This window comes from Allobosea sp. LjRoot90 (genome assembly GCF_964254315.1).
In the GTDB taxonomy this organism is placed as follows: domain Bacteria; phylum Pseudomonadota; class Alphaproteobacteria; order Rhizobiales; family Beijerinckiaceae; genus Allobosea.
On the sequence record NZ_CAXUTF020000003.1, the window covers coordinates 182,171 to 207,743 of the forward strand.

A 25,573-nucleotide genomic window follows, 5' to 3' on the forward strand; every position below is an offset into this window, starting at 1 on the left:
AGGTCACGGCCATGGCCGACAACAAGACCCGCATCCTGCTCGCGACGATCCTGGCGCCTGCCCTCTGGGGCTCGACCTATGTCGTCTTCACCCAGACGCTTCCGGTCGAGCATCCGCTGCTGGTCGGGGCGCTGCGCGCCCTGCCAGCCGGTATCCTCCTGATGCTGCTCGGCCCCGGCCTGCCGCCGCGCGACAAGCTCCTGCCGCTCGCTATCATCGGCTTTGCCAATATCGGGCTGTTCTTCGGCATGCTCTTCCTTAGCGCCTCGCGCCTTCCCGGCGGGCTCGCCGCGACGCTCGGCTCGATGCAGCCGCTGCTCGTCGCCTTCCTCGCCTGGCCATTGCTGCTGCGCCGCCCTCGCCTCGGGCAGGTGCTCGCCGCGCTCGCCGGCACGGTCGGCGTTGGTTTGCTGGTGATCGATAATACCGTGCAGCTCGACGCGATCGGCGTTGCAGCAGCTCTGGCCGGCGCCGCCTCGATGGCGATCGGCACAGTGCTGATCGAACGCTGGGGCAAGATCGGCTCGCCGCTCGCGCTCGCCGCCTGGCAGCTGACGCTCGGCGGGCTCCTGCTCCTGCCGGTCGCGCTCGTAGTCGAGGGGCTGCCGCCCGTGCCGACCATCCGCAACCTCGCCGGCTTGAGCTATCTGGTCGTGATCGGCACCGCCTTCGCCTACTGGCTCTGGGTGCGCGGCATTGCGACGATCGGCACGGGCGTCGCTTTCCTCAGCCTGCTCAGTCCGCTGGTCGCGACCTTCCTCGGCGCGGCCTTGCTGGGCGAATGGTTCCACGCCCAGCAATGGCTCGGCATCGCCATCATCTTCGGCTCGACCGTCGCCGGCATCCTGCTGTCACGGCGCAAATCAGCCGAAACGGCAGCGCCTGATCAGGCCGCGACGCCGAACCGCTTGATCTCCCAGTGCAACTCATAGCCTGAGTTGTCCTTGACCCGGCGGCGGACCTCTTCGCCCAAGCCCTCGATATCGGCGGCGGTAGCACCGCCGGTATTGATCAGGAAGTTACAGTGCATCTCGGAGACCTGCGCGCCGCCAATGCGCAGGCCCCGGCAGCCGGCCGCGTCGATCAGCTGCCAAGCCTTGCCGCCCTCCGGATTCTTGAAGGTCGAGCCGCCGGTACGTTCCTTGATCGGCTGCGCCGCTTCGCGCGCCGAGGTCACCCGGTCCATCTCGGCCAGAATCTCAGCCTGGTCGCCCGGCCGGCCCTGGAACAGCGCAGAGGTGAAGATGATGTCGAGCGGCGCGGTCGAGTTGCGGTAGGTGAAGCCCATCTGCGCATGCGAGAAGGTGATGATCTCGCCGGCGCGCGTCACGCCCCGCGCCTCGACCAGAACGTCGGTGGTCTCGCCACCATGTGCACCGGCATTCATGCGCAGCGCCCCGCCGATGCAGCCGGGAATACCGCGATAGAAGGCGAGCCCGTCGAGCGAGGCGTCGGCCGCAGCGCGCGCCACCTTCACGTCAGGCGCGGCGGTCCCGGCGCGCAGACGGTCACCGTCCTCGCGCGCGATCTCGCCGAAGGCCTTGCCGGCGAGGCGGATGACCACGCCGGGAATGCCGCCATCGCGGACGATCAGGTTCGAGCCGAGCCCGACCACGGTGACCGGAATCTCGGCCGGCAGCTTGCCGAGCAGATAAGCGAGATCGGCCTCGTCCGCCGGGGTGAACAGAAGCTGTGCCGGCCCACCGACGCGGAACCAGGTCAGCCCAGCCATCGCCTGATTGGCGAGAAGCCGTCCGCGCAAGTCGGGCGCGGCGGCGAGGATATCGGGTGTCAGATCGGCGAAGCTCACCGGGAGCCCCCCAGAGCCGCCAACTCACCCGGCAACGCATAAGCCCATTGCGTGATGTTGCCCGCGCCCAGGAAGACGACATAGTCGCCCGGCCCGGCGAGTTCGGCGACCATGCCGGCAAGTTTGTCCGGTGATTCGAGCGGCAGCGTATGGCGATGGCCGCGCGCCTTGATCGCCGCCACCAGCGAATCGCGGTCGATGCCCGGAACCGGCTGCTCGCCAGCGGCATAGACATCGGCGATGATCACCGAATCCGCATCGTTGAAGCAGGCGGCGAAGTCAGCGAACAGGCTCGACAGGCGGCTGTAGCGATGCGGCTGCATCACCGCGATCACCTTGCCCTTGGTCGAGGCGCGCGCCGCCTTGAGCACGGCAGCGATCTCGACCGGGTGGTGGCCGTAATCGTCGAAGATCAGCGCGCCGTTCCACTCGCCGGTCTTGGTGAAGCGGCGCTTGACCCCGCCGAAGCCGGCGAGCCCGGCGCGGATCTGCTCCACCGGCACGCCGAGATCATAGGCGACGGCGATCGCGGCGGTGGCATTGAGCGCGTTGTGGTGGCCCGGCATCGGCATGATGAGGTCACGCACCACCTCCTCGCGGCCACGCTTGCGGTCGCGGATCAGCAGCGTGAACTTCGACCGGCCACCCGAAAGATCGATGTCGAGCAGGCGGAAGTCGGCCTGCGGGTTCTCACCATAGGTGATGACGCGGCGGTCCTCGATCTGCCCGACCTGCTCCTGCACGGTCGGATGGTCGATGCACATCACGGCAAAACCGTAGAAAGGCAGGTTCTCGACGAAGGCGCGGAAGGCCGCCTTGATCGCCTCGAACGAGCCGAAATGGTCGAGATGCTCCGGGTCGATATTGGTGATGATCGCGACGTCGGCCGGCAGCTTCAGGAAGGTGCCATCGGATTCGTCGGCCTCGACCACCATCCAGTCGCTCTCGCCCATGCGGGCATTGGTGCCGTAGGCGTTGATGATGCCGCCATTGATCACGGTCGGGTCGAGCCCACCCTTCTCGAGCAATGTCGCGACCAGCGAGGTCGTCGTCGTCTTGCCGTGCGTGCCGGCAATGGCGACGCAAGATTTCAGCCGCATCAGCTCGGCCAGCATCTCGGCGCGGCGCACCACCGGCAGGCGCTGCTCGCGCGCCGCCATCAGCTCGGGATTGTCGCGCTTGATCGCGGTCGAGACCACGACGACCTCGGCATCGCCGATGTTCTCGGCCTTGTGGCCGACGAAGGTCTTGATGCCCTTCTCGGCCAGGCGCCTGACGTTGGCGCCGTCGGAGGCGTCCGAGCCCTGCACCTTGTAGCCGAGATTGTGCAGCACTTCGGCGATGCCGGACATGCCGATGCCGCCGATGCCGACGAAATGGATGGAGCCGAGTTTCGGCGGCAGCTTCATGGTATCGCGTCCTGAAAGATCAGTTCTGGGCGGTCTGCAGCACGAGCCGCGCCAGGCGGTCGGCCGCATCCGGTATGCCCGCGCTCTTGGCCGCCTGAGCCATCGCCGTCAAGCGCAACGGCTCGGCAAGCAGCACGGACAGCTCGGCGGCGAGGCGCCGCGGCGAGAAATCGTTCTGCAGGATCATCATCGCCCCGCCAGCTCTCGCGAGCACTCCGGCATTGGCCGCCTGGTCCTGGTCGAGCGAACCCGGCAGCGGCACCAGCAGCGAAGGGCGCCCGATCACCGTGAGCTCGGCGATGGTCGAGGCGCCGGAGCGTGCGATCACCAATTGCGCCGCCGCCATCCGCGCCGGCAGGTCCTTGAAGAAGGGCGCGATCTCGAACTTGATGCCGAGCGAGGCGTAGATCTTCCGCACGCGCTCGTCGTCTTCGGCGCGCGCCTGCTGGACGATCGACAAGCGGCTGCGCTCCTCCGGCGAGAGCAGCTGCATTGCCGGCGGGACGATATCGGCCATCACGCGTGCGCCCTGGCTGCCGCCGAAGACCAGGAGGTTGAGCCGCCCGTCCGGCTCGGCATAGGGCGAGGCTGCCTCGATCACCGCCGGCCTGACCGGATTGCCGACCTGCGTGCACTTCTGCGCCTGCGCCGGGGTGAGCCCGCCGACCTCGGCGAAGCCTGTGGCGATCGCCTTGACCCGGCTGGCGAGGAAGCGGTTCGCCCGGCCGATCACGGCGTTCTGCTCGTGCACCATGGTCGGCACGCCCATCAGCGCCGCGGCGAAGACCGGCGGCACCGTCGGATAGCCACCGAAGCCGACGACGATGGCAGGCTTCAGCTGCTTGATCGTCTGGCGCGCCGCCAGCCCACCGCGCAACAGCACGATGGCTGCCTTCGCCATAGCGACCGGCGACTTGCCCGAGGGCGTCGCCGCCGGCACCGCATGGATCGACTCGGCCGGGAAGCTGCCGGCGTATTCGGCGGCGCGCGTATCGGTGATCAGCGCCACCCTGGCGCCGTGGCTGTGCAGAGCGTGGCTCAGCGCCTCGGCCGGAAAGAGATGCCCGCCCGTGCCGCCGGCGGCGAGCACGACGAGCGGAGCCGACGCTTCTACACTCACGAGCTGCGCTCCGGCTTGCCGAAGCTCTCGGCGCGCGGCCGCTTGCGGGTCAATGCCAGGAGGAACCCGGTCCCGAGCGCCAGCGAGATCAGCGAGGAGCCGCCATAGGAGATGAACGGCAAGGTCATGCCCTTGGCCGGCATCATGTGCAGGTTCACCATCATGTTGATCGCGGCCTGGATGCCGAAGAGCAGAGCGAGGCCGGTGACGCCGAGGCGCACGAACGGGTCCTCAGCGCGCTGCGCCACGAACAGCGCGCGGAGCACGATGATCGCAAAGAGCAGCACCAGCACCATGCAGACGACGATGCCGAACTCCTCGGCCGTCACCGCGAAGATGAAGTCGGTGTGCGCATCGGGCAGGATCCGCTTCACCGTGCCTTCGCCCGGACCTTTGCCGAACCAGCCGCCCTGGGCGAAGCTCTCCAGCGCGGTGTCGACCTGGAAGGTGTCGCCCGAGCCCTTGTCCATGAAGCGCTCGATGCGGGCGCGCACGTGCGGGACGAGCTCATAGGCGATGAACAGGCCGACGGCGCCGATGCCGCCGAGCCCCAAGACCCAGAACCAGTGCAGGCCGGCGACGAAGAACAGCCCGGCCCAGACCAGGGTGACCAGGATGGTCTGGCCAAAGTCCGGCTGCAGCACCAAAGGCACGATGGTGATCGGCAGCAGCAGGAAGGCGATGATCGTGCCCGGCAACTCGGGCCGGCGATGGCCTTCGGCGAAGGCCCAGGCGGCGAGCACGACGAAGGCCGGTTTCAGGAATTCGGAGGGTTGGATCGAGCCGAGCGGCCCGAGCGTCAGCCAACGCTTGGCGCCCTTGACCTCGACGCCGAAATAGAGCGTGCCGATCACGCCGGCGAGAGCGAACACGAAGATGACCAGCGCGATCCGCCGCACCTGGCGCGGCGCGAGCAGCGAGGTCGAGAGGAAGATCGCCAGCGCCACCAGGAGATAGACCACCTGGCGATTGACGAAGTGGAAAGTCGACAGGCCCAGGCGCTCGGCGACGGGCGGACCACCCGCCATCAGCAGCACCACGCCGGAGACCATCAGCGTCACCAACGTCGTCAGGATGACGCGGTCGATCGACCACCACCAGCGGCCGCTCAGGCTGGGTTCTGCGCGCGAGACCATCGTTCCAAGGCTCCGTCGACGAGCAGGCAGATCGAAGGCGCCCGCTCCGGCGAATCACTCTGTCAATGAATGGTTAACCGATTGATTCCGAGTTGAGGCCTTAGCCCCACGTCGCAGCCTTGCTTGTCCCTGGACGGAGCGTCCAAGGCCCGGCTCATCTTGTGAGATCAACGGAACTCTATCCGGTCACCCCGCTGTATGAAAAACGACGCCGATCCATGATCCCGAATATGTCTCCACGCCTGCTTCTTGCATTGCAGATCGACGTTTAGCCTCTTCGCAACCCAGCGCCGCCACCCTTCGTGAGACAACGCCAGTTCCTGGGCTCCGGCGAGGCTTGATCCGTACCGGCTCCGGATTTCCTTGATCAGCTCGATCCAGCCTACGTCCGCCTGCAGGGATCGATCGAGCAATGCGCGAATTTCAGGATTGCTGGAATTGCCGCCGCTGCCTTCACGCATCACTTCTCCTCCCGCCAACCCTAAGCCTCGCCTCGATCCGCCAGATACAAGCAGATCATCCTGACGAGCTCGTCCCGGATCAGCGGCTCGCGCAGCCTGCCGCGGCGCGCCGCATTATGGATCACGCCATCGATGGCGTCCGAGATGACGAGCCCGACGGTCGAGGCGGGTACGCCGCGGTCGTCCGACCCGTAGACGGTCGCCGCCTCCGTGTAGAGGGCGAGGTACTGGGCCTCGATCAGGCTGTTCTGGTCCCGATACGCCTCCAGGCCCGGCGCTTCGTCCAGAAGAACCCGGTGCAATCCCGGATGGATGCTGTGCGCCTCAATGATGTTGGCCACGAGGGCTTCGGCGAACGCAACGAGCGACTCCGCTCCCGCAAGAGCGCCCCGGACCGCAGCGAGGCTGTCATCGATATGCCGGCGCCTGATCGCGTCGACCAGCGACAGCTTGTCGGGGAAATATTGATAGAGCGAGCCGATGCTGACGCCGGCGGCCTCGGCGACCTTGTTGGTGGTGAAGCCGCCCCAGCCCTGCTCGCTCAGAATGCGAGCCCCGGCCTCGACCACCGCGTCTACCGTCGCCCGCGATCGCGCCTGGCGCGGCTCCTTGCGCATCGAGAGCCGATCTTTGGCAATGCGAGTAGACAAATTGGACGCCCCGTCCCCGAATATGAGGACATTACTCACATTTTATCGGCGGGGCCATCGATCATGAATGAGATGCTGCAAACCCTGTACGGCTACCAAGCCTGGGCGAATAATGACCTGCTCGACAAGCTGGCGCTGCTCGACGGGACGACGCAGGCGGCCGAACGCGACAGCGCGCTGCGGCTGATCAGCCACTACCATGTCGTGGCCGAGATCTTCGCCGCGCACCTGATCGGCACGGACCATCGCTACGCATCGGACAACACGGGCGAGACGCCGCCTTTGGACGAGCTCCGGGCATCGGTCGCGGCGACGGATCGCTGGTACCAGGACTACGTCCGGACGGTCTCGCCGGGGGCGCTTTCCGAAGCGGTCGCCTTTAGCTTCACCGACGGCGACAAGGGCTGCATGACACGACAGGAGATGCTGCTGCACGTCGCCCTGCATTCGGCGGTTCATCGCGGCGAGGTCTGCCGCATCCTGTCGCAGCTTTCGATCACGCCACCCTGGGACACATTCGCTGTCTATCTGCACCAGTCGGAGCCGGCGCGACGTCAGCAGAGAACGGCGGCTCACGTCTCTGGATAAGGCGTGCCGTCCTTGTGCACGAAGCGCCCGTCGGCATTGGCGCTCATCATATCGATGTCGGAGCAGGTAGTCAGGTCCAGCACATGGCGGCTGCCGACTTCGAGATAGAGCGCGACCTTGTCCGACCGGTTGATCATGTGATGGCCGTTGCCGCTATTTTTGGCGAAGGCGGCACAATCGCCGGCGCGCAGCACTGTCTCGCCCTCGTCCTCGACGAGCACCAGTTCGCCATCGAGCAGGTAGACGAACTCGTCCTCATGCGAATGCCAGTGCCGCTGGCTCGACCAGCCGCCGGGCGGCAGTCGCATCAGGTTGACGCCGAAATCGCTCAGCCCACCGGCATTGCCGAGCCGTTTGCGGATGCGCTCAGAGCAAGGGGCGTCGAAGGGCTTCGGATAGCCCGAGCCCTTGCGCTCCGGCACGGCGGCGACATCGATCTTGGGCATGAAGACCTCCCGAATGTCGGGCGCGTCATCGTAGAAGCGGCCGCTAGGCCAGCGCCGCGACACGCTCCACCTTGATCTCGTCTTCATGGGCGCGAGCTTCGACGAGATCATGCGCCGCCTGCATCCGCAGCATCGTCTCTGCGCGTACGCCGAAAGCCTTCTCGAACCGGATCGCCATCTCGGCCGACAAGGCAGCCTTGCCGTTCAGGAGATTGCTCATGGCCTGCCGCGTAACACCCAGTTTCTCGGCCGCGACAGTCACGCTCAAGCCATAAGGCTCGACGATTTCGGTCCGTAGCCACAAACCGGGATGAACGGCGAAGCTCGGATGAAGCTTGATGGCCATCAGTGATAATCCTCCAGATCGATATCCTCGATCGCGAGAGCCTCATCAGGCTGTGGCATTCTGATCGGATTATTGGAACGCATCATAGCGCATCAGCGGCGTTGAGCATCCAGTGAATGGACGGGCGCCGCTCCCTCCCTTCTCCCCTTGCGGGAGAAGGTGGCAGCGCGAAGCGCTGACGGATGAGGGGTCGCGCGCCCCTCGGTCATGACGAGGCCTGTTGTCAGGCAAGATTGCAATCACTGCGCGACCCCTCATCCGTCTCGGCTTCGCCGAGCCACCTTCTCCCGCAAGGGGAGAAGGAAGGGTTAGACCGCCTCGAACCCCGGCAGCGCCTTGACCAGCGCCCGGAACGCGTCGCCCCGTACCTCGAAATTCGGGAACTGGTCATAGGAAGCGCAGGCCGGCGAGAGCAGCACGGCGATCTCCTCTGTCCCCTGCTGAGCCTGCGCCGCCTTTGTCGCGGCGGCTACTGCAACATCGAGCGTGCCGCTGCGCTCGTAAGCAACGCGGCCATCGTCTTCGAAGGTCGCGGCGAAGACATCACTCGCCGCGCCGATCAGATAGGCGCGGGCGATGTTAGGGAAATAGCGCCTGAGCGACTCGATGCCGCCTTCCTTGGCCTTGCCGCCGAGAATCCAGAAGATCTCGCGGAAAGAGGTCAGCGCCTTCTCGGTCGAGTCGGCATTCGTCGCCTTGGAATCATTGATGAAGACGACGCGACCGATGCGGCCGAGCTCTTCCATCCGGTGCTTCAGGCCGGGATAGCTCCTGAAGCCGGCGGCGATCTCCTCGGCCGTCAGCCCGAGCGCCGCGCAGGCGGCGAAGGCGGCGGCCGCGTTCTGGGCGTTGTGGCTGCCGCGCAGGGAGCCGATGCCGGCGAGATTGGCGACGACCTTCGGCTTGCCGTCCTTGACCTCGACGATCCGCGTGTCGAGCTGGCCGGCATTGGCGGTGACGCCGGCGAAGACGCCGTCGTCAAGCGGCTGCTCGCCACTGATCTTCACGAGCGGCTTAGCCTGCGCGGCGCGCCGGCGCGCCATCTGCTTCGAGGGCTCGTCGTCGACGCCGATGACCGCGATGTCGGAGGCTGCGACCAGCCGCTCCTTGATCGCTCCATAGGCTTCGAAGGTCCCGTGCCGGTCGAGATGGTCCGGCGTCAGGTTCATCTGGATACCGACGCTCGGCTTCATCGAGGGGGCAAGATCGATCTGGAAGGTCGAGCACTCGACGACGTGGATGCGATCCAAAGCCGGCGGCTCCAGCGCCAGCACGGCGGTGCCGATATTGCCGCCCATCTGCACGTCGCGGCCGGCCGCCTCCAGCACATGCGCGATCAGCGCCGTGGTTGTCGACTTGCCATTGGTGCCGGTGATGCAGACCACCGGCGCGGCGGGCGCGATCTTCGCCCGCTCCAGGAAGAACAATTCGATGTCGCCTATCACCGGCACATTCGCCGCCTTGGCCTTCTCAACCGTCCAATGCGGCGTCGGATGCGTCAGCGGCACACCCGGAGAGAGCACGAAGGCGGCAAAACCCGACCAGTCAGCGGTGGCGAGATCGACGACGGACAGCCCCTCGGCCGCCGCCTTGTCGCGGCTCGCCTGATTATCGTCCCAGCAGGCGACCTCAGCCCCGCCGGCAACGAGCGCGCGCGCCGTCGCGAGCCCGGAGCCGCCGAGGCCGAACAGGGCGACTATTTTTCCGGCGAAGACCGTGACGGGTGTCATGACGCTCTCTTGCTCCAGAGGCGGAAGAGCAGGCTTGGAACCTCACCGTCTTTCCGGGGCATGCCGCAGGCATGAGCCCGGAACCCATGAACACCGTCCGTGCCAGACAATAACGACGGCCGCAATGAGTAGTCCTGTGGCGTCGTGTTCATGGGTTCCGGGCTCGCCGCTGCGCGACGCCCCGGAATGACGGAGGTGGCTCCGTCGAAAGACGACATGGCCTAGCGCAGCTTCAGCGTGGCGAGGCCGACCAGCGCCAACACCACCGAGATGATCCAGAAGCGGATCACCACCTGCGGCTCGGTCCAGCCCAGCTTCTCGAAATGATGGTGGATCGGCGCCATCAGGAAAACGCGCTTGCCGGTGCGCTTGAACACCGCGACCTGGATGATCACCGAGAGCGCCTCGACCACGAACAGGCCGCCGACGATGGCGAGCACGACCTCGTGCTTGATTGCGACCGCGATGGTGCCGAGCATGCCGCCCAAGCCGAGGGAACCGGTGTCGCCCATGAAGATCTGGGCCGGCGGCGCGTTGAACCAGAGGAAGCCGAGGCCGGCTCCCATCATCGCGCCACAGATCACCGCGAGCTCGCCGACGCCGGGCACATGGTGGATCTGCAGGTAGTTGGCGAAGATGGCGTTACCCGCGAGATAGGAGATGAAGCCGAAGGTCCCCGCCGCGATCATCACCGGCACGATGGCGAGCCCGTCGAGCCCGTCGGTCAGGTTGACCGAATTGCCGGCGCCGACGACGACGAAGGCGGTGACCACCGGGAACAGGATGCCGAGTGGGATTATCAGCTCCTTGAGGAACGGCATGGCGAAGCCGCTCGCGATCGAAGGCGGACTGACCTGCATGATCGCGGTGCAGGCGGCGAGCGCGATGACGATCTCCAGGCCGAGGCGCGCCTTGCTGGAGAAACCCTTGTGCGACTGCTTCGTCACCTTGAGGAAGTCGTCATAGAAGCCGATTGCGCCATAGGTCGCGGTCACGCCGAGCACGATCCAGACGTAAGGATTGCGCAGATTGCCCCAGAGCAGGGTCGCGACGAACAGCCCGGTCAGGATCATCAGCCCGCCCATGGTCGGCGTGCCGCGCTTGGCGAGATGCGATTCCGGCCCGTCGGTGCGGATCGGCTGGCCCTTGCCCTGCTTGAGCCGCAGCCAGGAGATCGCCCACGGACCGAAGAAGAAGACGAAGAGCAGCGCGGTTGCGGTCGCCCCGCCGGCGCGGAAGGTGATGTAGCGGAAGACGTTGAGGATCGGGAACGTCCCCGCAAAATCGGCAAGCCAGACCAGCATCGAACCCTATTCCTTACTCAGTCGTCGGCCTGGACGACCGGGAAGCGAGCCGTCATCGCCTTGACGATTGGCCCCATGCGCGTGCCGAGCGAGCCTTTCACCGTGACGACATCGCCGGCGCGGAGGGCGTCGAGTACATGGGGCTCGAGACCGGTCGCCTGTGCGGCATAAGCGCCGCGGCGGTGCGATGGCAAGGCGTCGTACAGGGTTCTCATCAGCGGACCGCAGGCGAAGACGAGATCAATTCCGTTTCCGGTGACCGCGTCGGCGAGCCCCTTGTGCAGCTCCGGCCCAGTTTCGCCGAGCTCGAGCATGTCGCCGAGCACGGCGATGCGCCGGCCCCTGCCGGACACCGGCATGCGGCCGAGATTCTCGATCGCAGCCCGCATCGAGGCCGGGTTGCCGTTATAGCTCTCGTCGATCAGCGTGAACGGGCCGGCCGGCGCGTGCAACACCTGCCGTGCGCCGCGCCCGGCCGGGGGCGTGAGGTCGGAAAGCGCCAGCGCGGCCAAGGCGAGATCGGCGCCGAGCGCCTCGACCGCAGCCAGAACGGCGAGCGAGTTCAGGACGATGTGCTTGCCCGGGCTGCCGAGCTTGTAGGTCACCGCCTGCCCCAGCACATTGGCATTGGCGGTCGAGACGTCCGGCTTCAGCGCGCAGCCGAGCAGCCGGACATTCGCCTCTTCGCTCTCGCCGAAGGAGATGACGCGCCCTGCCCCGCCGGCGAGCGCCAGCTCGCGCAACAGGCCAGACTGCGGGATATCGGCATTGATGATCGCAGTGCCGCCGCGTTTAAGCCCGCCAAAGATCGCCGCCTTCTCGCGGGCGATCCCCTCCAGTGACTCGAAGGCGGCCAGATGCACCGGCTGGATCGTGGTGATCACCGCGACATCGGGCTGAACCATCTTGGCCAGCGGCAGGATCTCGCCGGGCGCATTCATGCCGATCTCGTAGACGCCGTAGCGAACGTCGCGCGGCGTCCGCACCAGCGTCAGCGGCACACCCCAATGGTTGTTGTAGGAGGCGACCGGCGCGTGCGTCTTGCCCTGGCGCGAGAGCACCAGCCTCAGCGCCTCCTTGGTCCCGGTCTTGCCGACTGAGCCGGTTACGGCGACGACCTTGGCGGAGAGCTCCGCCCGGCGCGCCATGCCGGCCTGCTCCATCGCGCGCAGCACGTCGGGTACGATCGCGAGCGGCGCATCCACGGGGAAAGCACCGGCATGTGCCTCATCGACGACGGCGAGTGCCGCGCCCTTGTCGAGCGCGGCCGCGACGAAGTCATGCCCGTCGCGCTCGCCCTTGATCGCAAAGAAAGCATCGCCCGGCTCGAGCGTGCGCGTATCGATCGAGGCGCCGTTCACGGCAGCCAGAACAGGGCCTTGCGAACGGGCGCCCATCGCCTCGATCAGGCGCGCGCCGGTCCACAGCGGTTCGGTCGTCATCCCTGTCTTCCCCCAGCCAAAACCGCGATCGCCTCCCGGACCACGTCGTGATCCGAAAACGGCAAAGTCCGATCGCCGACGATCTGGCCGCTTTCATGGCCTTTTCCAGCAACGACCAGGACATCCCCAGGCTGCAGCATGGCGACGCCGGCCGCGATCGCCTCGCCACGGTCGCCAATCTCCCTGAGACGGTCCGGCGCCGCCGCCAGGACCTCGGCGCGGATCGCTGCCGGATCCTCGCTGCGCGGGTTGTCGTCGGTGACGATGGCGATGTCGGCGCCATCGGCGGCGATCTTGCCCATTAGCGGGCGCTTGCCGCGATCGCGGTCGCCGCCGCAGCCGAAGACGCAGATCAGCCGGCCGCTGGCATAGGGCCGCAGAGTCTTGAGTACCGCCGCGAGCGCATCGGGCTTGTGGGCATAGTCGACCACGACGAGCCCGCCATTATGTTCCCCGACGCGCTCCAGCCGGCCCGGCACGCCCTTCAAGCCCGCAATCGCCTGCACGGAGACCGCCGCATCCTCACCCGTTGCAATTGCCAGCCCGGCCGCGACCAGCGCATTGCCGGCCATGAAATCACCGACCATCGGCAACATGACCTCAGCCTTCGCGCCGTCGACCTCGACGGTCAGGCGCTGCGAAAAGCCTTCGCGGACCACGTCGAGCAACTTGAGACGATCGCCACCCCGACCGATGCCGATCACCGGATGCCCACCCGCCCGCGCCGCCGCCTCGGCCTTGTCCGCATAGGGCTCGTCGCGATTGATCACCACCGGCGCACCGGCCGGCAGCAACTCCCAGAGCCGCAGCTTGGCAGAAAGATAGTTCTCGACGCTCGGATGGTAGTCGAGATGGTCGCGACCGAGATTGAGGAAGGCCCCGGCCGATAGCCTGACGCCGTCGAGCCGGCGCTGGTCGAGCCCGTGCGAAGACGCTTCCATCGCCAGATGCGTGACACCTTCACCCGCAAGCTTGTCGAGCGAAGCATGCAGCGAGAGCGGGTCGGGCGTGGTCAGCGAGCCGTAATCGGCTCCGCCCTCGGTGACGATGCCGATCGTGCCGACGCTCGCCGCCTTGCGCCCGAGCGCCATGAAGATCTGGCGGGTGAATTCGGCGACCGAGGATTTCCCGCTCGTGCCGGTAACGGCGATGACCGTGCCCGGCTGGCCCGGATGCACCTTGGCCGCAGCCAGCGCCAATGCGAGCCGGGAGTCCTCGACCTGCGCATAGGCAACCGCGTCCGGGAGATCGGCAGGTCGTGGTCCGCCGGAGACGATCGCGACCGCACCGCGCTGGACCGCATCGGCGATGAAGCGGGCGCCGTCTGCCTTGGCGCCGGCGAGCGCGACGAAGGCATCGCCGGCTGAGACCTTGCGGCTGTCGAAGGCGAGGCCGTTGACGCCGCGCTCGCCCGACTCCAGAAACGCCCCAGGAAAGAGCTGGCCGAGGCTGAAGCCGGATTGGGTCATCTCACTACCAAGGTCCTTCGGCCCAGAGTCCGTTCGAAAATTCGTCAGGGCGTGGCGAGAATGGGGTTTTTCGAGCATCGGAGCGGAGCGTACTCAAGTACGTGAGCACCGAAGCGCAGACAAACGCCATTCGCAGCCCGCTATCACGAATTTCCGGACGGGCTCTCAGCGCGTGCCCCAGGCGCCGAGCTTGGCCATCAGCGGGAACGGCGACAGCGGCGGATCGAAGCGCGGCGGCAGGCCGAGGATCGGCGCTGCCCGCTCGATCACCTTGCCGGTGGTCTTGCCGGCGTTCCAGGCCGCGGTCGAGTAGCCGCCGCTCTCGGCATAGCCCTTCGGCTCGTCATAGATGGCCAGGAAGACATAGCGCGGCTTGTCCGACGGCGCGATCGCCGTGAAGGTCGTGAAGTTCTTGTTCTTGGCGTAGCGACCGTTGACGACCTTCTCGGCCGTGCCGGTCTTGCCGCCGACGAAGTAGCCGGGGATGTTGGCGAAGCGGGCCGAGCCCTTTTCGCCGTTGAGGCGCATGATGTAGCGCATGGCCTCGGAGGTCTCCGGCTTGATCACGCGGACCGCGTCCTTTCTGGCCTCCTCCTCGGAGCGCTTGAGGAAGGTCGGCCTGATCAGGTAGCCGCCATTGACGAGGGCGCCGACCGCCGCCAGCGCCTGGAGCGGTGCGACCGCAAGGCCGTGGCCGAAGGCGATCGTCGCCGTGTTGATCTCGCCCCAGCGCCCGGGAACGATCGGCGCGGCGCTTTCCGGCAGCTCGGTCGTCATGCGGTCGAGCTGCATCATCTTCTTCAGGAAGGCCTTGTGGCCCTCGACGCCGACCGAGAGCGCCATCTTGATCGAGCCCATGTTCGACGAGTGCAGGAACACTTCCGGCACCGTCAGCGTGCGGCCGGTGCCGTGGTATTCCTTGATGACCTGGCGCCCGAACCGCATCATGCCGCCGGCGGTCGAATAGCTCGAATTGATGTTGGCCTTGCCGGAATCGAGCGCCATCGCGATGGTCAGCGCCTTGAAGGTCGAGCCCATCTCGTAGACGCCGACACTCATCCGGTTGATCCGGTCCTTCTCCAGCGCGTCAACCGGGTTGCCCGGATCGAAATCGGGCAGCGAGACCAGCGCGATCACCTCGCCGGTATTGACGTCCATGATCGCGCCGGCCGCCGCGATCGCCCGGTATTTCTCGATGCCCTTGACCAGTTCGTCGCGCAGCAAATGCTGGACGCGCATATCGACGGATAGCTGGACCGGCTTGAGGTCGGAGGCCTGTACCGCGAAGCCCGCCCCGTTCAGATCCTGCAGCCCTTGCGAGTCGATGTATTTCTCGATGCCGGCGATGCCGATATTATCGACATTGGCGAAGCCGAGCACATGGGCGGCGACGGTCCCGTTCGGGTAGACGCGCTTGTTCTCCGGCACGAAGCCGACGCCGGGAATGCCGAGCCTGTGAACTTCCGCCTGCTGGCGCGGCGTGATCTCGCGCTTGACCCAGACGAAGCCCTTCTTGGTGCCGAGCTTGTCGCGCAGCTCCTTGGCGTTGAGGTCGGGCAGCACGGCGGTTAGGAGCTCGGTCGCCTCGTCCTTGTCGAGAATGTTGCGCGGCTCGGCGAAGACCGAGACGGTGCGCACATCGGTCGCGAGCTGAATGCCGTTCCTGTCGATGATGTCGGGCCGCGCCGCCGAGATCGCGTTCGAGGTCGCGCGGCGCAAGCCAACCTGGTCGCTCGGGAAGGCACCGAGCATGACGAGCCGGGCGACGATCGCCACGAACAGCCCGCTGAAGCCGAGAATGACCAGCCCGACGCGCGGCTCGCTCTTCTCGCCGCTCATCCGGAAGACGTCGCGCAGCCACTCGGTGCGGAAGCGCCATTTCGGCTTCGCGACCTCGGGCTTGTCGATCGTGCCGGCGACGATCTCGGGCGCCGCGGCTTGCTGGTTGAGCTCCTGGCTCATGGGCGGGCTCCCGGCGTCGTCACGGCGTTGCTCTTGCGGTCCTTCGGCGTCTCGGTCGGCAGGCCGAGCCCGAGGTCCTCGAGCTTGCGGCCGATCGAGTCGACCTTGGGCCCGCGATTGGGAATGTCCGACAGGCGCACGATCTGTGTGATCGTCAGCGGCTGCAGGTCGAGATGCTTGTCGGCCAGGGCCTGCAACCGATCAGGCCGGTTGAGGTACTGCCACTCCGCCTTGAGCACCGCGATAGCCTCGCGCTCGCGCTGGGCCTTGGCCTTCAGCTTCTGCAGCTGCTCGGCCTGGAGCGTCGTCTCGTACTTGATCGAGTAGGCATAGAGCGCCGAGGACACCAGCGCGCCGATGGCGATGATATGCAAGAGCTTGATCACGCTCAGCTCCTCCGGCGGGTTTGCGGCGCAGGCACGACGGCGAGCCCGACGAGATCGGGATCGGGAGCGCGCGGCGGAAGGTCGGTGCGCTCCACGGCGCGCAGCTTGGCCGAGCGGGCCCGCGGGTTGGCCCTGGTTTCGGCCACGGACGGTGCAACCGGGCCTTTGGTGACAAGGCTGAACGTCGCCTGTGGCTGCGCCACGGCCGGGGCATGGCGCGAGCCGGTCGGCGCCTTGCCCGAGCGCTCCGCGAAGAACTGCTTGACGATGCGGTCCTCGAGCGAATGGAAGGTGACCACGGACAACCGCCCGCCCGGCTTCAGCACGGTCTCGGCACCATGCAGCGCCCTGACCAGCTCGCCGAGCTCGTCATTGACCGCGATGCGCAAGCCCTGGAAGGTCCGCGTCGCCGGGTGCGCGCCGCCGGGCTCGCCCCGGACGATGCCGGCGACGAGGTCGGCGAGCTGCTTCGTCGTCGTGATCGGCGCCTTGCGCCTGGCCTCGACGATAGCGCGTGCCACGGCGCGCGAGCGCCGCTCCTCGCCATAATGGTAGATGATGTTGGCGAGCACGCCCTCATCCGCCTCGTTGACGAGTTCGGCGGCGCTCTGCCCGCTCGCCCCCATGCGCATGTCGAGCGGCCCGTCGAAACGGAAGGAGAAGCCACGATCGGCCTGATCCAGCTGCATGGATGAGACGCCGATATCGAGCACGACACCGTCGAGCGGCGCCATCTTAAAGCGCTCGGCCTCTTCAGCCAGTGCGCCGAAGCGGGCCTCGGCCAGCGTCAGCCGGCCACCCATCACCAGGACGAGATCCGCGCCGCCGGCTATCGCGGTCGGATCGCGGTCGAGCGCGAGCAGCGTCGCCTCAGGCTCGCGCTCCAGCAATGCGCGCGAATAGCCACCGGCCCCGAACGTGCCGTCGAGATAGCGGCCGCCGGGCTTGAGCGCGAGCGCATCGAGCGCCTCGGCCATCAGCACGGGAATGTGGGATTCGCCGGTCATGGCACCGTCCTCGCGCCGAGCATGCGCCGGACGTCGCGCAGCTTCGCCCTGGCATCCTCCAGATGCGCCCTGAAGCGCTCCGGCTCCCAGATCTGGAACTTGTGGCCCTGCCCAACGAAGGTGACGGTGTCGCCGATGCCGGCATGCGCCTTCAGCGCCTCGCTCAGCATCATCCGCCCTTCGGGGTCGACCTTCAGCACCTCGGAGGTGCCGTTCAGCGCCGTCGAGAGCGACTCCCACTCTTCCGTGAAAGGCGAGAAGCGCGACAGGATCTCGTCGATCGTCGCCCGCAGCGCATAGCCGCCGCAATCGAGACTGGCCTGGTCGAGCGCCGGATAGACGTAGAGGCCTTCGTAGCCGTCCTTCGCCAGCACGGCCCGGAACGGAGCCGGGATCGAGACGCGCCCCTTGGCGTCCAGCCTGTTGGTGAAATGGGAGACGAAGCGGTCCGTCAACGCCGCCTCCGGGTCGGGCTTCCAGCCGGGCTTTGACTGCGCGAAGCGAGCCGGCGAACGCCGGCAATCGATACCCCGTCGATCCCGACATGGCGGCGCCGTCAGCCAGAATCCGCGCGGCACACGGGCTCTGACTTGCTGCTTGCCTGTCGGTCTCGACGGGATGATTTGGGATAGCATGGGACAATATGGGCGTCAACGGATCCAGCGCTGCAGACGGAGGTCTGCCCGAGCCTGCAGGCATCACAGCCCGTTAAGGTTAACTATCCGTAAAGACGAGGATTTTCGGCGCGCATGAGGGCCCCGGCACGGTCCAATACGGCTGGTCGACCTAGCGGGTCTGCGAAGAAATATTTTCGAGGTACGCGCCCCTGCCCGGCCGGGCTTCAGTCCTCGGCCGCCGCCCTGCGCAGCAGCGCCTCGCGCAGGGCCCGAACATCGCCCAGCAGACGCCCGGGCGGGACACCGCTGTCCTCGACCGCGCAGGGCACGGGATTGGCTGACAGGCTCGCCTTCTCGCGCAGGGTGTTGCCGGCGCCAGTCAGCTCGACCAGCACCTGCCGCTCGTCCTCGCGGCCGCGCTTGCGCAGGATGAGGCCGTTGCCTTCGAGGCGCTTCAGCAGCGGCGTCAGCGTGCCGGAATCGAGCATCAGCCGATCGCCGATCGCCTTCACGCTCTGGCCGTCCTGCTCCCACAGCACCAGCATGACCAGATATTGCGGATAGGTCAGCCCGAGCTCGGCCAGGAACGGCCGATAGGCCCGATTGAAGGCATGGGCGGCCGAATAGACCGCAAAGCAGATCTGCTCGTCGAGTCCGCGCACCGGTGTCGCCTTTATAACCTTCGTCATGGCCTCGCCGTTTGTTGCCCGCATCATGGCTTCTTGGGCAGGGGGAGCGATCCGATCGGATTGGAACAACCCGCCCATGAAACAGTCTCCCCTGCGATGAACCCAAGATACTCTCTCATCGCGCCGAGCGCTGCCCGTTCACGGAAATGTGAATTGCAGACAATTCAATTGTGCACAATCTAATTATCACCAACCACGGCGGACGCCCGCCCAGCCAGGAGAGCAATGATGAAAATCCTCTACACCGCCCATGGTTCCGCCACCGGCGGCCGCGAAGGCCAGGCCGCGACCGACACCGGCAACGTCAAGCTTGTCTTGAACACGCCGAAGGAGCTCGGCGGCGGCGGCGGCGAGGGCACCAATCCCGAGCAGCTCTTCGCCATGGGCTATTCCGCCTGCTTCCTCGGCGCGCTGAAGTTCGCTGCCGGCAAGGAGAGCGTGAAGATCCCCGATGACGCCCGCGTCAGCGCCAATGTCGGCATCGGCCCGCGCGACGACGGCAAGGGCTTCGGCATCGCCGTCAAGCTCACGATCTCGGCGCCGGGCATCGAGAAGGCCAAGCTCGAGGACCTCGTCCAGAAGGCCCATATCGTCTGCCCGTATTCGGATGCGACCCGGGGCAATATCGACGTCGAACTGACGGTTGCAGCCTGAGCTGGCGCCACCCATCTGATCCTCACGGCCGGGCATCCCTCCGGCCGTGAGACGATTTGGCCCGCCCCGCGGCGGCCTCGTTTCCGGAAGCCTTCCCTTCAAGCCTCTGGAACATTCCCATGATCGATCGCCGCCATCTCCTCGCAGCGGCTGCAGCAGCCGCACTCGCGCCTGCCCTGCCCGCGCTCGCCCGCGCTCCCCTCACCGGCGCCCAGGTGCCGGGCATCTATCGCCGCAAGCTCGGCGACCTCGAAATCACCGCGCTTCTCGACGGCTACGTCCCGCTCGGCGCCAAGTCCTTCGCCAGCACGGAACCGGCCGCCATCGGCCAGCTCATCGCCGGCGCCGGCCTCGACGAAAGCCTGCCGACCTCGGTCAACGCCTTCGTCGTCAACAGCAAGGACAGAACCTATCTCGTCGACACCGGCTCGGGTGCCTGGAACGCGATGGGCAACACCATGGGCCGGGCCGAGAGCAACCTGCGCGCAGCCGGGATCGACCCCGCGCAGATCGACGCGATCATCCTGACCCACGCCCATCCCGACCATCACGAAGGCCTGCTCACCGCCGAGAAGACGGCCCGCTTCCCCAATGCCGAACTGATCATCCACGAGGCCGAACACGCCTTCTGGCACGATGACGGCATCCTCAGCCAGGTGCCGGCCGAGGTGAAGCCGTTCTTCGCCTCCGCCCGCGGCGCGCTCGCGCCCTATGCCAGCCGCACCCGCAAGGTGAAGGCGGGCGAGGTCGCACCCGGCCTGACGCTCGAGCACGCTCCCGGCCATACGCCGGGACACAGCATCCTGCGGCTTTCCTCCGGCAACCAGCAGCTCCTGCTCGTCGGCGACTGCATCCACAATGTCGTGCTGCAGACCGCCCAGCCCGAGATCACCTTCACCTTCGACACCGATGCGAAGCAGGCCGTCGCCTCGCGCCGGCGTGTGCTCGACATGGCGGCGGCCGACAAGCTGGTGATCAGCGGCGCCCACATCCCCTTCCCCGGCTTCAGCCGGATCGGCAAGGAGGGCAACGGCTATCGCTTCGCCACGGCGGAGTGGAGCTACACGCTCTGAACGCAGCCTCAGCAAACACGAAAGGGCCGGGATCGCTCCCGGCCCTTTTCGCTGCGATGAGGGTGCCAGCCGGCCTGTAAGCCGGGTTTTGGATGGCCGGGAGATCGCTCCCCCGACGTGACGGCCATTCCTCTGGGACGCACATTGCTGTGCGCCTCGAGCAACCAACCCGGACGACCGGGCCTGGAAACCGGCCCCTCACCCTTGCGGGCGAGCATCGTCCCTATTCGGTTTTGCTCCCGGTGGGGCTTGCCATGCCGTCCCCGTTGCCGGGTCCGCGGTGCGCTCTTACCGCACCTTTTCACCCTTACCGCGCGCCGAAGCGCGAGGCGGTTCGATCTCTGTGGCGCTTTCCCTGGGGTCGCCCCCGCCGGACGTTATCCGGCACCGTGTTTCCGTGGAGCCCGGACTTTCCTCCCCCGCGAGCGGGAGCGGCCGTCCGGCCGACTGGCGGGCCCCCTGTGCGCTGTAAAGGCCGGAGCCGTCAAGCGCATACGGAATCCCGTCGAGGGATTACGTATTCCGCTCGTTGAAAATCACGCAAGTGCCTGATTTTCAACGATGGATAAATCCGGCATCGCGAAGCGATCTGCCGGACTGGAGCTCAGTTGCTGGCCTGGGTCGCACCGGTGATGGTGCGGACCTTGCCGCAATAGGTGCGGTTGGCGCCGCTCATGCGGGTCGCCATATGGCCGCTCTGGTACTTCATCACGGTGCGGCAGGTGTCGCCACCGGCGAGCTTGTAGGCCTGGCCGAGGTATTTCATGGCATAGCGGGCGTTGGTGTCGGCATCGAGCAGGCCTGCTGCGCCGCCACTGTAGCCGACGCCGCGCGCCGTCTGATGGCGGATCTGCATCAGGCCGAAATTCCCGGCATTGGCAGCACGCGGATTGTAGCGGCTCTCGATGCGCACCACGGCATCGGCCAGCGAGAACGGCACGCCGTTGGCCGCGGCATGACGGGCGACCAGCGCGCGCAGACCTTCGGAACCGGCCGGCGCCGCGAGCGGCGTGCGGGCTTCACGAACGGTCTTACCGGCCTTGGCCTGCGCCTTGCGCCCGCCCTTCGTCTGGGCGGTTTCGGCTGCCTCCTTCTGCGGATCCTGGCCCTGCTCGGCAGCGGCGGCCTGGCGCCGGATTTCGGCCTCCCGCACGATGAAGGCGCGGGCGTCGGTCTCGGCGTTCACCTGGGCAGAAGCGGGTTGAAGAAAGGCCAGGCAAATCGCGAAGGCGGCGCAGCCGCTACCGGAGATTTTGTTCATGCAGAGGAAGCCTCATCTATCTTGTGCAGCGCAAAATGATGCGGTGAGATGATAGATGAATGTGACGACAATCTGGCCGATACGAAAGATGAGCGAGCCATTACGAAGCGTCGACAAATACTTTAGCCTCGTTTCGAGAGCAGTAATTATCATGTATTGAGCGGCGGAACGATTCACCCTGCCCGGCGTTGACGCAGTTATGGCGGCACGCCAAATCATCGCCGCACTGCGACCGCAATTCCCGGTCGCAATGCAAAAAGTCGGCTGAGGCTGGGATCGTGCCGCCAAAAGCGACCCGAGAAGGGGGAATGAGATGAAGACATTGATGGCAATCGCGGCTGTCGGGCTCGCCTTGGGCGCCTGCACACCGCATGAGGAACGTGTCGGCGGCGGCGCCCTGGTCGGTGCGGCGACCGGCGCCGTTATCGGCGGGCTCGCCACTGGTCGCGCCGGCGGTGCTCTTGCCGGCGCCGCGATCGGCGGAGCCGGTGGCGCGATCATCGGCTCGGCGACCTCGCCCTATCGCCGCGGCGGCTACTACTATGACGATGGCTATGGCGGCGGCTGCCCCTACGGCTATTACCGGGACTATTACGGCCGGCTCTATTGCCGCTGAGCCGCGCACATTCTACGCAGGTGCCATGGCCCGGAACGGCCATGGCTGGATGAGCGATGAAGTCGTCTTTCTGGGGAGCATTGGGCGGCGGCGGCCTCGGCTTTGCCTTGGGCGGACCGCTCGGCGCGCTCGTCGGCGCCGTGGCTGGGCATGTGCTGGTCGATCGTGAAGGCGCACTGTTCGGGCCCGCGCCCAAGCAGCTGATCTTCACGACCGGCCTGGTCGCGCTCGCCGCCAAGATGGCACGTGCCGACGGCGTGGTGACACGCGACGAGATCGCGGCCTTCCAGCGCATCGTCACCGTACCTCCCGACGAGCAGGCCCATATCGCGCGCCTGTTCGATCTCGCCAAGCAGACCAGCGCCGGCTTCGAGGCCTATGCGCAGCAGATTGCCGAAGCCTTCCGCGACGAGCCGGCTCTGATCGAGGACGTGCTCGACGGCCTGTTCCTGATCGCCGCAGCCGACGGCGCGATCCACGAGGACGAGCATGCCTATCTGCGCGCCGTCGCCACGATCTTCCGCATCGACGAAGCCGGCTTCGCCCGCATCGAGGCGCGCCATTTGCGCCGCCGCGACGATCCCTATCTCGTGCTCGGCGCCGACCGCGCGATGAGCGATGGCGAGCTCAAGCAGCTCCATCGCCGCCTCGTCATCGAGAACCATCCCGATCGCGAGATCGCCCGCGGCCTGCCCGAGGAGGCGATCTGCATCGCAACCCGCCGCCTCGCCGCCATCAACGCCGCCTGGGACGCGATCGAGAAGGAACGTGGCCTCAGTCCCAAGCAGGTTGCACAGGCGTGAGCCTCGTCCTCGAACCCGATAGCCGCTTCGCCGCCAAGGTCTTCCCCTCGCCCAACCATGGCGAGCGCAAGTTCAGTGACGGCCAGAATCTGGAAAAAGACCGCAATCGCCGGCCCGATACGCTGATTCTGCACTACACCGGCATGCCCGACGCCGGCGAGGCGCTGCAGTGGCTGTGCAACCCGGTCTCGCAGGTCTCCTCGCATTATTTCGTCTTCGAGAACGGCCACACGCTCCAGCTGGTGCCCGAAGCGCGCCGCGCTTGGCATGCCGGGGCCTCGCATTGGGCCGGCGAGACCGATCTGAACTCGGCCTCGATCGGCATCGAGATCGCCAATCCCGGCCATCCCGGCGGCCTGCCCGACTTTCCCGAGGCGCAGATCGCCGCGACGCTGAACCTCTGCCGCGACATCTGCGAGCGCTGGCAGATTCCGCCCGAGCGGGTTCTGGCCCATTCCGACATCGCCCCGGGTCGCAAGATCGACCCCGGCGAGACCTTCCCCTGGCGCCGCTTTGCCGAAGCCGGCGTCGGCCTCTGGACAGAACCAGCGCCGATCAAGGGCGGCCGCTTCTTTGCCCGCGGCGATGCCGGCCTGCCCGTCGAGGCGCTGCAGGCGATGTTCGCGATGCTCGGCTACGCCGTCTCGGTCGACGGCACTTATGACGAACGCTTCGAGGCGGTCGTCGCCGCCTTCCAGCGCCATTGGCGACCGGAGAAGGTCGACGGCGTCGCCGACGGCTCGACCATCACCACGCTGCGCGACCTCCTGGCGCTGACCCAGGAAGCGCGGACGGCGTGAGCAACAGCTTCCGGCAAGCTTTCCGCAACGTTGCAGCGAGTTAACTCGTCTCGCCTGCCTGAATCTGGCATGATGCGCGGAATGGAAGGCCGGCTCTCCAGCCGGCCTCGGAGGGTGAACGGACGTGCGTCTCTGGGCAATCGGTGCGGTGGTCGGCGTAGGCGCGCTGGCGGCTGGCTATTTCGCACTGCGGCCGACCGGCGGCGCAGCCAACGACACGCCGTATCGCACCGCTGCGATCGACCGCGGCCGGATCACGGCCTCGGTGCGCGCCAGCGGCACGCTGACCCCGATGACCACCGTCGTGGTCGGCTCGCAGCTCTCCGGACAGATCGTCGAGATTCTCGCCGACTATAATTCGCAGGTGAAGGCCGGCCAGGTCGTCGCCCGCCTCAACAGCGACCAGATCAAAACCCGCCGTGACGCCGCCGCCGCCGATTTGCGGCAGGCGAAGGCCGACCTCGTCGTCAAGCGCGCCCAGCTCGCGCGGGCAAAAGTGGCGCGGACCAAGGCCAACTCCACGGTCAAGGATCAGGAGGCGCAGCACGAGCGCACCCGTGCCCAGCTCGCCGACGCCAAGCGCACCTTCGACCGTCAGAACGAATTGTTCACGCGCGGCGCCGGTGCGCAGCAGGGCCTGGACAGCGCCCGCACCCAGGTCGAGATCCAGACCGCGACGCTCGCCTCGAACGAGGCGCAGATCGCCTCGCTCCAGGCCGAGATCAGCGGGCTCGACGCCGATATCGCGCTGGCGGAAGGCCAGGTCCAGTCCGGCGAGGCGCTGATCGCCCAGCGTGACGCCAAGCTGAAGGACATCCTGATCGATCTCGAACGCACCGACATCCGCTCGCCGGTCGATGGCGTCGTCGTCCAGCGCCAGGTCGATCTCGGCCAGACGGTCGCGGCCTCGCTCTCGGCGCCGGTTCTGTTCCAGATCGCGCAGGACCTGCGCACCATCGACATCTACGCCAATATCGACGAGGCCGATGTGGGCCGGCTCAAGGTCGGCCAGGAGGTCTCGTTCAGCGTCAACGCCTATCCGAACCGCACCTTCCAGGGGAAGGTGCAGATGGTCCGTCTCGGCGCCCAGACCATCCAGAACGTCGTCACCTATACCGGCGTCGTCCGCGTCGAGAACCGTGACCTCGCTTTGCTGCCGGGCATGACCGCCAATCTGCAGATCGTCACCGACGACCGGCAGGATGTGCTGCGCGTGGCCAATGCGGCATTGCGCTTCCGCCCGCTCGGTGGGCCGACCGCCCTGCCCGCGACCGCGCCGGCCGAGACGCCGGCGGGGCGTGCTGGAGGTGGCGGCCGTGCCGCGGGTGCACTGCGCGAGCGCATCGAGGAAGAGGTCCAGCCGACACCGGAACAGAAGCAGGCGATCGCCGCGATCATGGCCGAGCAGCGCACCGGCGGCCGCCAGGCCACGGCCGGCCTGTCCGAGGAGGAGCGCCGCGCCGCCTTCCGCGCTGCCCGCACCGAATTGCGCGCCAAGGTCGCCGCGGTGCTCGATCCCGAGCGTCGTGCCAAGTTCGAGGCGCTGATGCAGGAAAGCCGCCCGGCGGCACAAAGCGAGGTCACCCCCGGCCGCGTCTACGTGCTCGATGGCGAGGGCCAGCCCAAGCCGATCGCTATCCGGCTCGGGCCGAGCGACGGCGCCTTCACCCAAATCCTGCCGGCCACTGGCATCGCCGAGGGCATCGAGGTCGTGATCGGCGGCGGCCCGCGCAACGCCGAAGCCGCCCCCGCCAGCCGCGGACCCGCCCCGCGCGGCCCGCGCCTGTTCTGAAG

General features: G+C 67.0%; 26 protein-coding genes and 1 other RNA gene. 8 read left to right on the forward strand and 19 right to left on the reverse strand.

What is annotated here, in order from left to right:
- The first annotated feature begins 11 nt into the window (after positions 1–11).
- Positions 12–932, forward strand: coding sequence for a DMT family transporter (locus ACSQ3M_RS12870; protein ID WP_436150476.1), 921 nt, complete (start codon positions 12–14; stop codon positions 930–932).
- On the opposite strand, the gene murB is transcribed toward ACSQ3M_RS12870, so the two are convergent.
- From murB to ACSQ3M_RS12900, 6 genes are all read right to left on the reverse strand, one after another.
- The gene (murB, locus tag ACSQ3M_RS12875) at positions 887–1,810 is read right to left on the reverse strand and encodes a UDP-N-acetylmuramate dehydrogenase (RefSeq protein ID WP_436150477.1); all 924 of its coding nucleotides are present in this window, start codon (positions 1,808–1,810) and stop codon (positions 887–889) included. The genes ACSQ3M_RS12870 and murB overlap by 46 nt on opposite strands.
- Positions 1,807–3,219, reverse strand: a complete 1,413-nt coding sequence (gene murC, locus ACSQ3M_RS12880) for a UDP-N-acetylmuramate--L-alanine ligase (protein ID WP_436150478.1) — start codon at positions 3,217–3,219, stop codon at positions 1,807–1,809. The genes murB and murC overlap by 4 nt, the downstream gene beginning before the upstream one ends.
- Before the next feature lie 19 nt (positions 3,220–3,238).
- The gene (murG, locus tag ACSQ3M_RS12885) at positions 3,239–4,339 is read right to left on the reverse strand and encodes an undecaprenyldiphospho-muramoylpentapeptide beta-N-acetylglucosaminyltransferase (RefSeq protein ID WP_436150479.1); all 1,101 of its coding nucleotides are present in this window, start codon (positions 4,337–4,339) and stop codon (positions 3,239–3,241) included.
- Positions 4,336–5,475 carry an FtsW/RodA/SpoVE family cell cycle protein gene (locus tag ACSQ3M_RS12890; RefSeq protein ID WP_436150480.1) on the reverse strand — a complete coding sequence of 380 codons (1,140 nt, stop codon included), beginning with the start codon at positions 5,473–5,475 and terminating at the stop codon, positions 4,336–4,338. Before ACSQ3M_RS12890 ends, murG begins: the two co-directional genes overlap by 4 nt.
- Before the next feature lie 167 nt (positions 5,476–5,642).
- Entirely contained in the window at positions 5,643–5,936 is a 294-nt protein-coding gene (locus ACSQ3M_RS12895) for a hypothetical protein (protein WP_436150481.1), read from the reverse strand.
- Between the two features lie 20 nt (positions 5,937–5,956).
- Complete coding sequence (locus ACSQ3M_RS12900) at positions 5,957–6,553, reverse strand: TetR/AcrR family transcriptional regulator (RefSeq protein WP_436150482.1); 597 nt, start codon at positions 6,551–6,553, stop codon at positions 5,957–5,959.
- Between the two features lie 96 nt (positions 6,554–6,649).
- Between ACSQ3M_RS12900 and ACSQ3M_RS12905 the strand changes: the two genes are divergently transcribed.
- Positions 6,650–7,174 carry a DinB family protein gene (locus ACSQ3M_RS12905; RefSeq protein WP_436150483.1) on the forward strand — a complete coding sequence of 175 codons (525 nt, stop codon included), beginning with the start codon at positions 6,650–6,652 and terminating at the stop codon, positions 7,172–7,174.
- Here ACSQ3M_RS12905 and ACSQ3M_RS12910 read toward each other — a convergent pair.
- The 11 genes from ACSQ3M_RS12910 to ACSQ3M_RS12960 form a co-directional block, all read right to left on the reverse strand.
- The gene (locus ACSQ3M_RS12910; RefSeq protein ID WP_436150484.1) at positions 7,159–7,620 is read right to left on the reverse strand and encodes a cupin domain-containing protein; all 462 of its coding nucleotides are present in this window, start codon (positions 7,618–7,620) and stop codon (positions 7,159–7,161) included. The two genes, ACSQ3M_RS12905 and ACSQ3M_RS12910, sit on opposite strands and share 16 nt — an antisense overlap.
- A gap of 43 nt (positions 7,621–7,663) precedes the next feature.
- Positions 7,664–7,966, reverse strand: coding sequence for a HigA family addiction module antitoxin (locus ACSQ3M_RS12915; RefSeq protein WP_436150485.1), 303 nt, complete (start codon positions 7,964–7,966; stop codon positions 7,664–7,666).
- Positions 7,967–8,274: 308 nt separating this feature from the next.
- A complete protein-coding gene (murD, locus tag ACSQ3M_RS12920; RefSeq protein ID WP_436150486.1) occupies positions 8,275–9,696 on the reverse strand; it encodes a UDP-N-acetylmuramoyl-L-alanine--D-glutamate ligase in 1,422 nt (473 codons plus the stop codon).
- Between the two features lie 221 nt (positions 9,697–9,917).
- The gene (mraY, locus tag ACSQ3M_RS12925) at positions 9,918–11,000 is read right to left on the reverse strand and encodes a phospho-N-acetylmuramoyl-pentapeptide-transferase (protein WP_436150487.1); all 1,083 of its coding nucleotides are present in this window, start codon (positions 10,998–11,000) and stop codon (positions 9,918–9,920) included.
- A 17-nt stretch (positions 11,001–11,017) separates the two neighbouring features.
- Entirely contained in the window at positions 11,018–12,442 is a 1,425-nt protein-coding gene (locus tag ACSQ3M_RS12930) for a UDP-N-acetylmuramoylalanyl-D-glutamyl-2,6-diaminopimelate--D-alanyl-D-alanine ligase (protein WP_436150488.1), read from the reverse strand.
- A complete protein-coding gene (locus tag ACSQ3M_RS12935) occupies positions 12,439–13,911 on the reverse strand; it encodes a UDP-N-acetylmuramoyl-L-alanyl-D-glutamate--2,6-diaminopimelate ligase (protein ID WP_436150489.1) in 1,473 nt (490 codons plus the stop codon). Before ACSQ3M_RS12935 ends, ACSQ3M_RS12930 begins: the two co-directional genes overlap by 4 nt.
- Positions 13,912–14,076: 165 nt before the next feature.
- Entirely contained in the window at positions 14,077–15,873 is a 1,797-nt protein-coding gene (locus tag ACSQ3M_RS12940; RefSeq protein WP_436150490.1) for a peptidoglycan D,D-transpeptidase FtsI family protein, read from the reverse strand.
- Positions 15,870–16,259 (reverse strand): cell division protein FtsL, encoded by a 390-nt coding sequence (gene ftsL, locus ACSQ3M_RS12945; protein WP_436150491.1) that lies wholly within the window; start codon positions 16,257–16,259, stop codon positions 15,870–15,872. Before ftsL ends, ACSQ3M_RS12940 begins: the two co-directional genes overlap by 4 nt.
- A gap of 2 nt (positions 16,260–16,261) precedes the next feature.
- Positions 16,262–17,266, reverse strand: coding sequence for a 16S rRNA (cytosine(1402)-N(4))-methyltransferase RsmH (gene rsmH, locus ACSQ3M_RS12950; protein ID WP_436150492.1), 1,005 nt, complete (start codon positions 17,264–17,266; stop codon positions 16,262–16,264).
- Entirely contained in the window at positions 17,263–17,721 is a 459-nt protein-coding gene (locus tag ACSQ3M_RS12955) for a division/cell wall cluster transcriptional repressor MraZ (RefSeq protein ID WP_436150493.1), read from the reverse strand. Before ACSQ3M_RS12955 ends, rsmH begins: the two co-directional genes overlap by 4 nt.
- Before the next feature lie 386 nt (positions 17,722–18,107).
- Entirely contained in the window at positions 18,108–18,572 is a 465-nt protein-coding gene (locus ACSQ3M_RS12960; RefSeq protein WP_436150494.1) for a MarR family winged helix-turn-helix transcriptional regulator, read from the reverse strand.
- A gap of 228 nt (positions 18,573–18,800) precedes the next feature.
- On the opposite strand from ACSQ3M_RS12960, the gene ACSQ3M_RS12965 reads away from it, so the two are divergent.
- Both ACSQ3M_RS12965 and ACSQ3M_RS12970 read left to right on the forward strand, forming a co-directional pair.
- Complete coding sequence (locus ACSQ3M_RS12965; protein WP_436150495.1) at positions 18,801–19,226, forward strand: organic hydroperoxide resistance protein; 426 nt, start codon at positions 18,801–18,803, stop codon at positions 19,224–19,226.
- A gap of 119 nt (positions 19,227–19,345) precedes the next feature.
- Positions 19,346–20,299 (forward strand): MBL fold metallo-hydrolase, encoded by a 954-nt coding sequence (locus ACSQ3M_RS12970; RefSeq protein WP_436150496.1) that lies wholly within the window; start codon positions 19,346–19,348, stop codon positions 20,297–20,299.
- Positions 20,300–20,360: 61 nt separating this feature from the next.
- Here ACSQ3M_RS12970 and rnpB read toward each other — a convergent pair.
- Both rnpB and ACSQ3M_RS12980 read right to left on the reverse strand, forming a co-directional pair.
- Positions 20,361–20,750, reverse strand: an RNA gene (gene rnpB / locus ACSQ3M_RS12975) — RNase P RNA component class A.
- Between the two features lie 153 nt (positions 20,751–20,903).
- Positions 20,904–21,560, reverse strand: coding sequence for a lytic transglycosylase domain-containing protein (locus ACSQ3M_RS12980; RefSeq protein ID WP_436150497.1), 657 nt, complete (start codon positions 21,558–21,560; stop codon positions 20,904–20,906).
- 313 nt (positions 21,561–21,873) lie between these two features.
- Between ACSQ3M_RS12980 and ACSQ3M_RS12985 the strand changes: the two genes are divergently transcribed.
- From ACSQ3M_RS12985 to ACSQ3M_RS13000, 4 genes are all read left to right on the forward strand, one after another.
- On the forward strand, positions 21,874–22,176 hold the full coding sequence (locus ACSQ3M_RS12985; RefSeq protein ID WP_436150498.1) for a glycine zipper domain-containing protein: 303 nt from the start codon (positions 21,874–21,876) through the stop codon (positions 22,174–22,176).
- A 56-nt stretch (positions 22,177–22,232) separates the two neighbouring features.
- Positions 22,233–22,979, forward strand: a complete 747-nt coding sequence (locus ACSQ3M_RS12990) for a TerB family tellurite resistance protein (protein ID WP_436150499.1) — start codon at positions 22,233–22,235, stop codon at positions 22,977–22,979.
- Positions 22,976–23,779, forward strand: a complete 804-nt coding sequence (locus ACSQ3M_RS12995; protein WP_436150500.1) for an N-acetylmuramoyl-L-alanine amidase — start codon at positions 22,976–22,978, stop codon at positions 23,777–23,779. The genes ACSQ3M_RS12990 and ACSQ3M_RS12995 overlap by 4 nt, the downstream gene beginning before the upstream one ends.
- A 124-nt stretch (positions 23,780–23,903) precedes the next feature.
- Positions 23,904–25,571 carry an efflux RND transporter periplasmic adaptor subunit gene (locus tag ACSQ3M_RS13000; RefSeq protein WP_436150501.1) on the forward strand — a complete coding sequence of 556 codons (1,668 nt, stop codon included), beginning with the start codon at positions 23,904–23,906 and terminating at the stop codon, positions 25,569–25,571.
- Positions 25,572–25,573 lie beyond the last annotated feature (2 nt).

Bases quoted from the DNA above. Each gene is read 5' to 3' on its own strand.
- rsmH (WP_436150492.1), bottom strand. From the start codon at position 17,266: ATGACCGGCGAATCCCACATTCCCGTGCTGATGGCCGAGGCGCTCGAT.
- ACSQ3M_RS12980 (WP_436150497.1), bottom strand. From the start codon at position 21,560: ATGAACAAAATCTCCGGTAGCGGCTGCGCCGCCTTCGCGATTTGCCTG.
- ACSQ3M_RS12985 (WP_436150498.1), top strand. From the start codon at position 21,874: ATGAAGACATTGATGGCAATCGCGGCTGTCGGGCTCGCCTTGGGCGCC.
- ACSQ3M_RS12895 (WP_436150481.1), bottom strand. From the start codon at position 5,936: ATGCGTGAAGGCAGCGGCGGCAATTCCAGCAATCCTGAAATTCGCGCA.
- ACSQ3M_RS12910 (WP_436150484.1), bottom strand. From the start codon at position 7,620: ATGCCCAAGATCGATGTCGCCGCCGTGCCGGAGCGCAAGGGCTCGGGC.
- ACSQ3M_RS12890 (WP_436150480.1), bottom strand. From the start codon at position 5,475: ATGGTCTCGCGCGCAGAACCCAGCCTGAGCGGCCGCTGGTGGTGGTCG.
- ACSQ3M_RS12940 (WP_436150490.1), bottom strand. From the start codon at position 15,873: ATGAGCCAGGAGCTCAACCAGCAAGCCGCGGCGCCCGAGATCGTCGCC.
- ACSQ3M_RS12930 (WP_436150488.1), bottom strand. From the start codon at position 12,442: ATGACGACCGAACCGCTGTGGACCGGCGCGCGCCTGATCGAGGCGATG.
- ACSQ3M_RS12960 (WP_436150494.1), bottom strand. From the start codon at position 18,572: ATGACGAAGGTTATAAAGGCGACACCGGTGCGCGGACTCGACGAGCAG.
- ACSQ3M_RS12905 (WP_436150483.1), top strand. From the start codon at position 6,650: ATGAATGAGATGCTGCAAACCCTGTACGGCTACCAAGCCTGGGCGAAT.
- murD (WP_436150486.1), bottom strand. From the start codon at position 9,696: ATGACACCCGTCACGGTCTTCGCCGGAAAAATAGTCGCCCTGTTCGGC.
- ACSQ3M_RS12935 (WP_436150489.1), bottom strand. From the start codon at position 13,911: ATGACCCAATCCGGCTTCAGCCTCGGCCAGCTCTTTCCTGGGGCGTTT.
- ACSQ3M_RS12870 (WP_436150476.1), top strand. From the start codon at position 12: ATGGCCGACAACAAGACCCGCATCCTGCTCGCGACGATCCTGGCGCCT.
- ACSQ3M_RS12990 (WP_436150499.1), top strand. From the start codon at position 22,233: ATGAAGTCGTCTTTCTGGGGAGCATTGGGCGGCGGCGGCCTCGGCTTT.
- ACSQ3M_RS12965 (WP_436150495.1), top strand. From the start codon at position 18,801: ATGAAAATCCTCTACACCGCCCATGGTTCCGCCACCGGCGGCCGCGAA.
- ACSQ3M_RS12915 (WP_436150485.1), bottom strand. From the start codon at position 7,966: ATGGCCATCAAGCTTCATCCGAGCTTCGCCGTTCATCCCGGTTTGTGG.
- ACSQ3M_RS12970 (WP_436150496.1), top strand. From the start codon at position 19,346: ATGATCGATCGCCGCCATCTCCTCGCAGCGGCTGCAGCAGCCGCACTC.
- mraY (WP_436150487.1), bottom strand. From the start codon at position 11,000: ATGCTGGTCTGGCTTGCCGATTTTGCGGGGACGTTCCCGATCCTCAAC.
- murC (WP_436150478.1), bottom strand. From the start codon at position 3,219: ATGAAGCTGCCGCCGAAACTCGGCTCCATCCATTTCGTCGGCATCGGC.
- ACSQ3M_RS12900 (WP_436150482.1), bottom strand. From the start codon at position 6,553: ATGCGCAAGGAGCCGCGCCAGGCGCGATCGCGGGCGACGGTAGACGCG.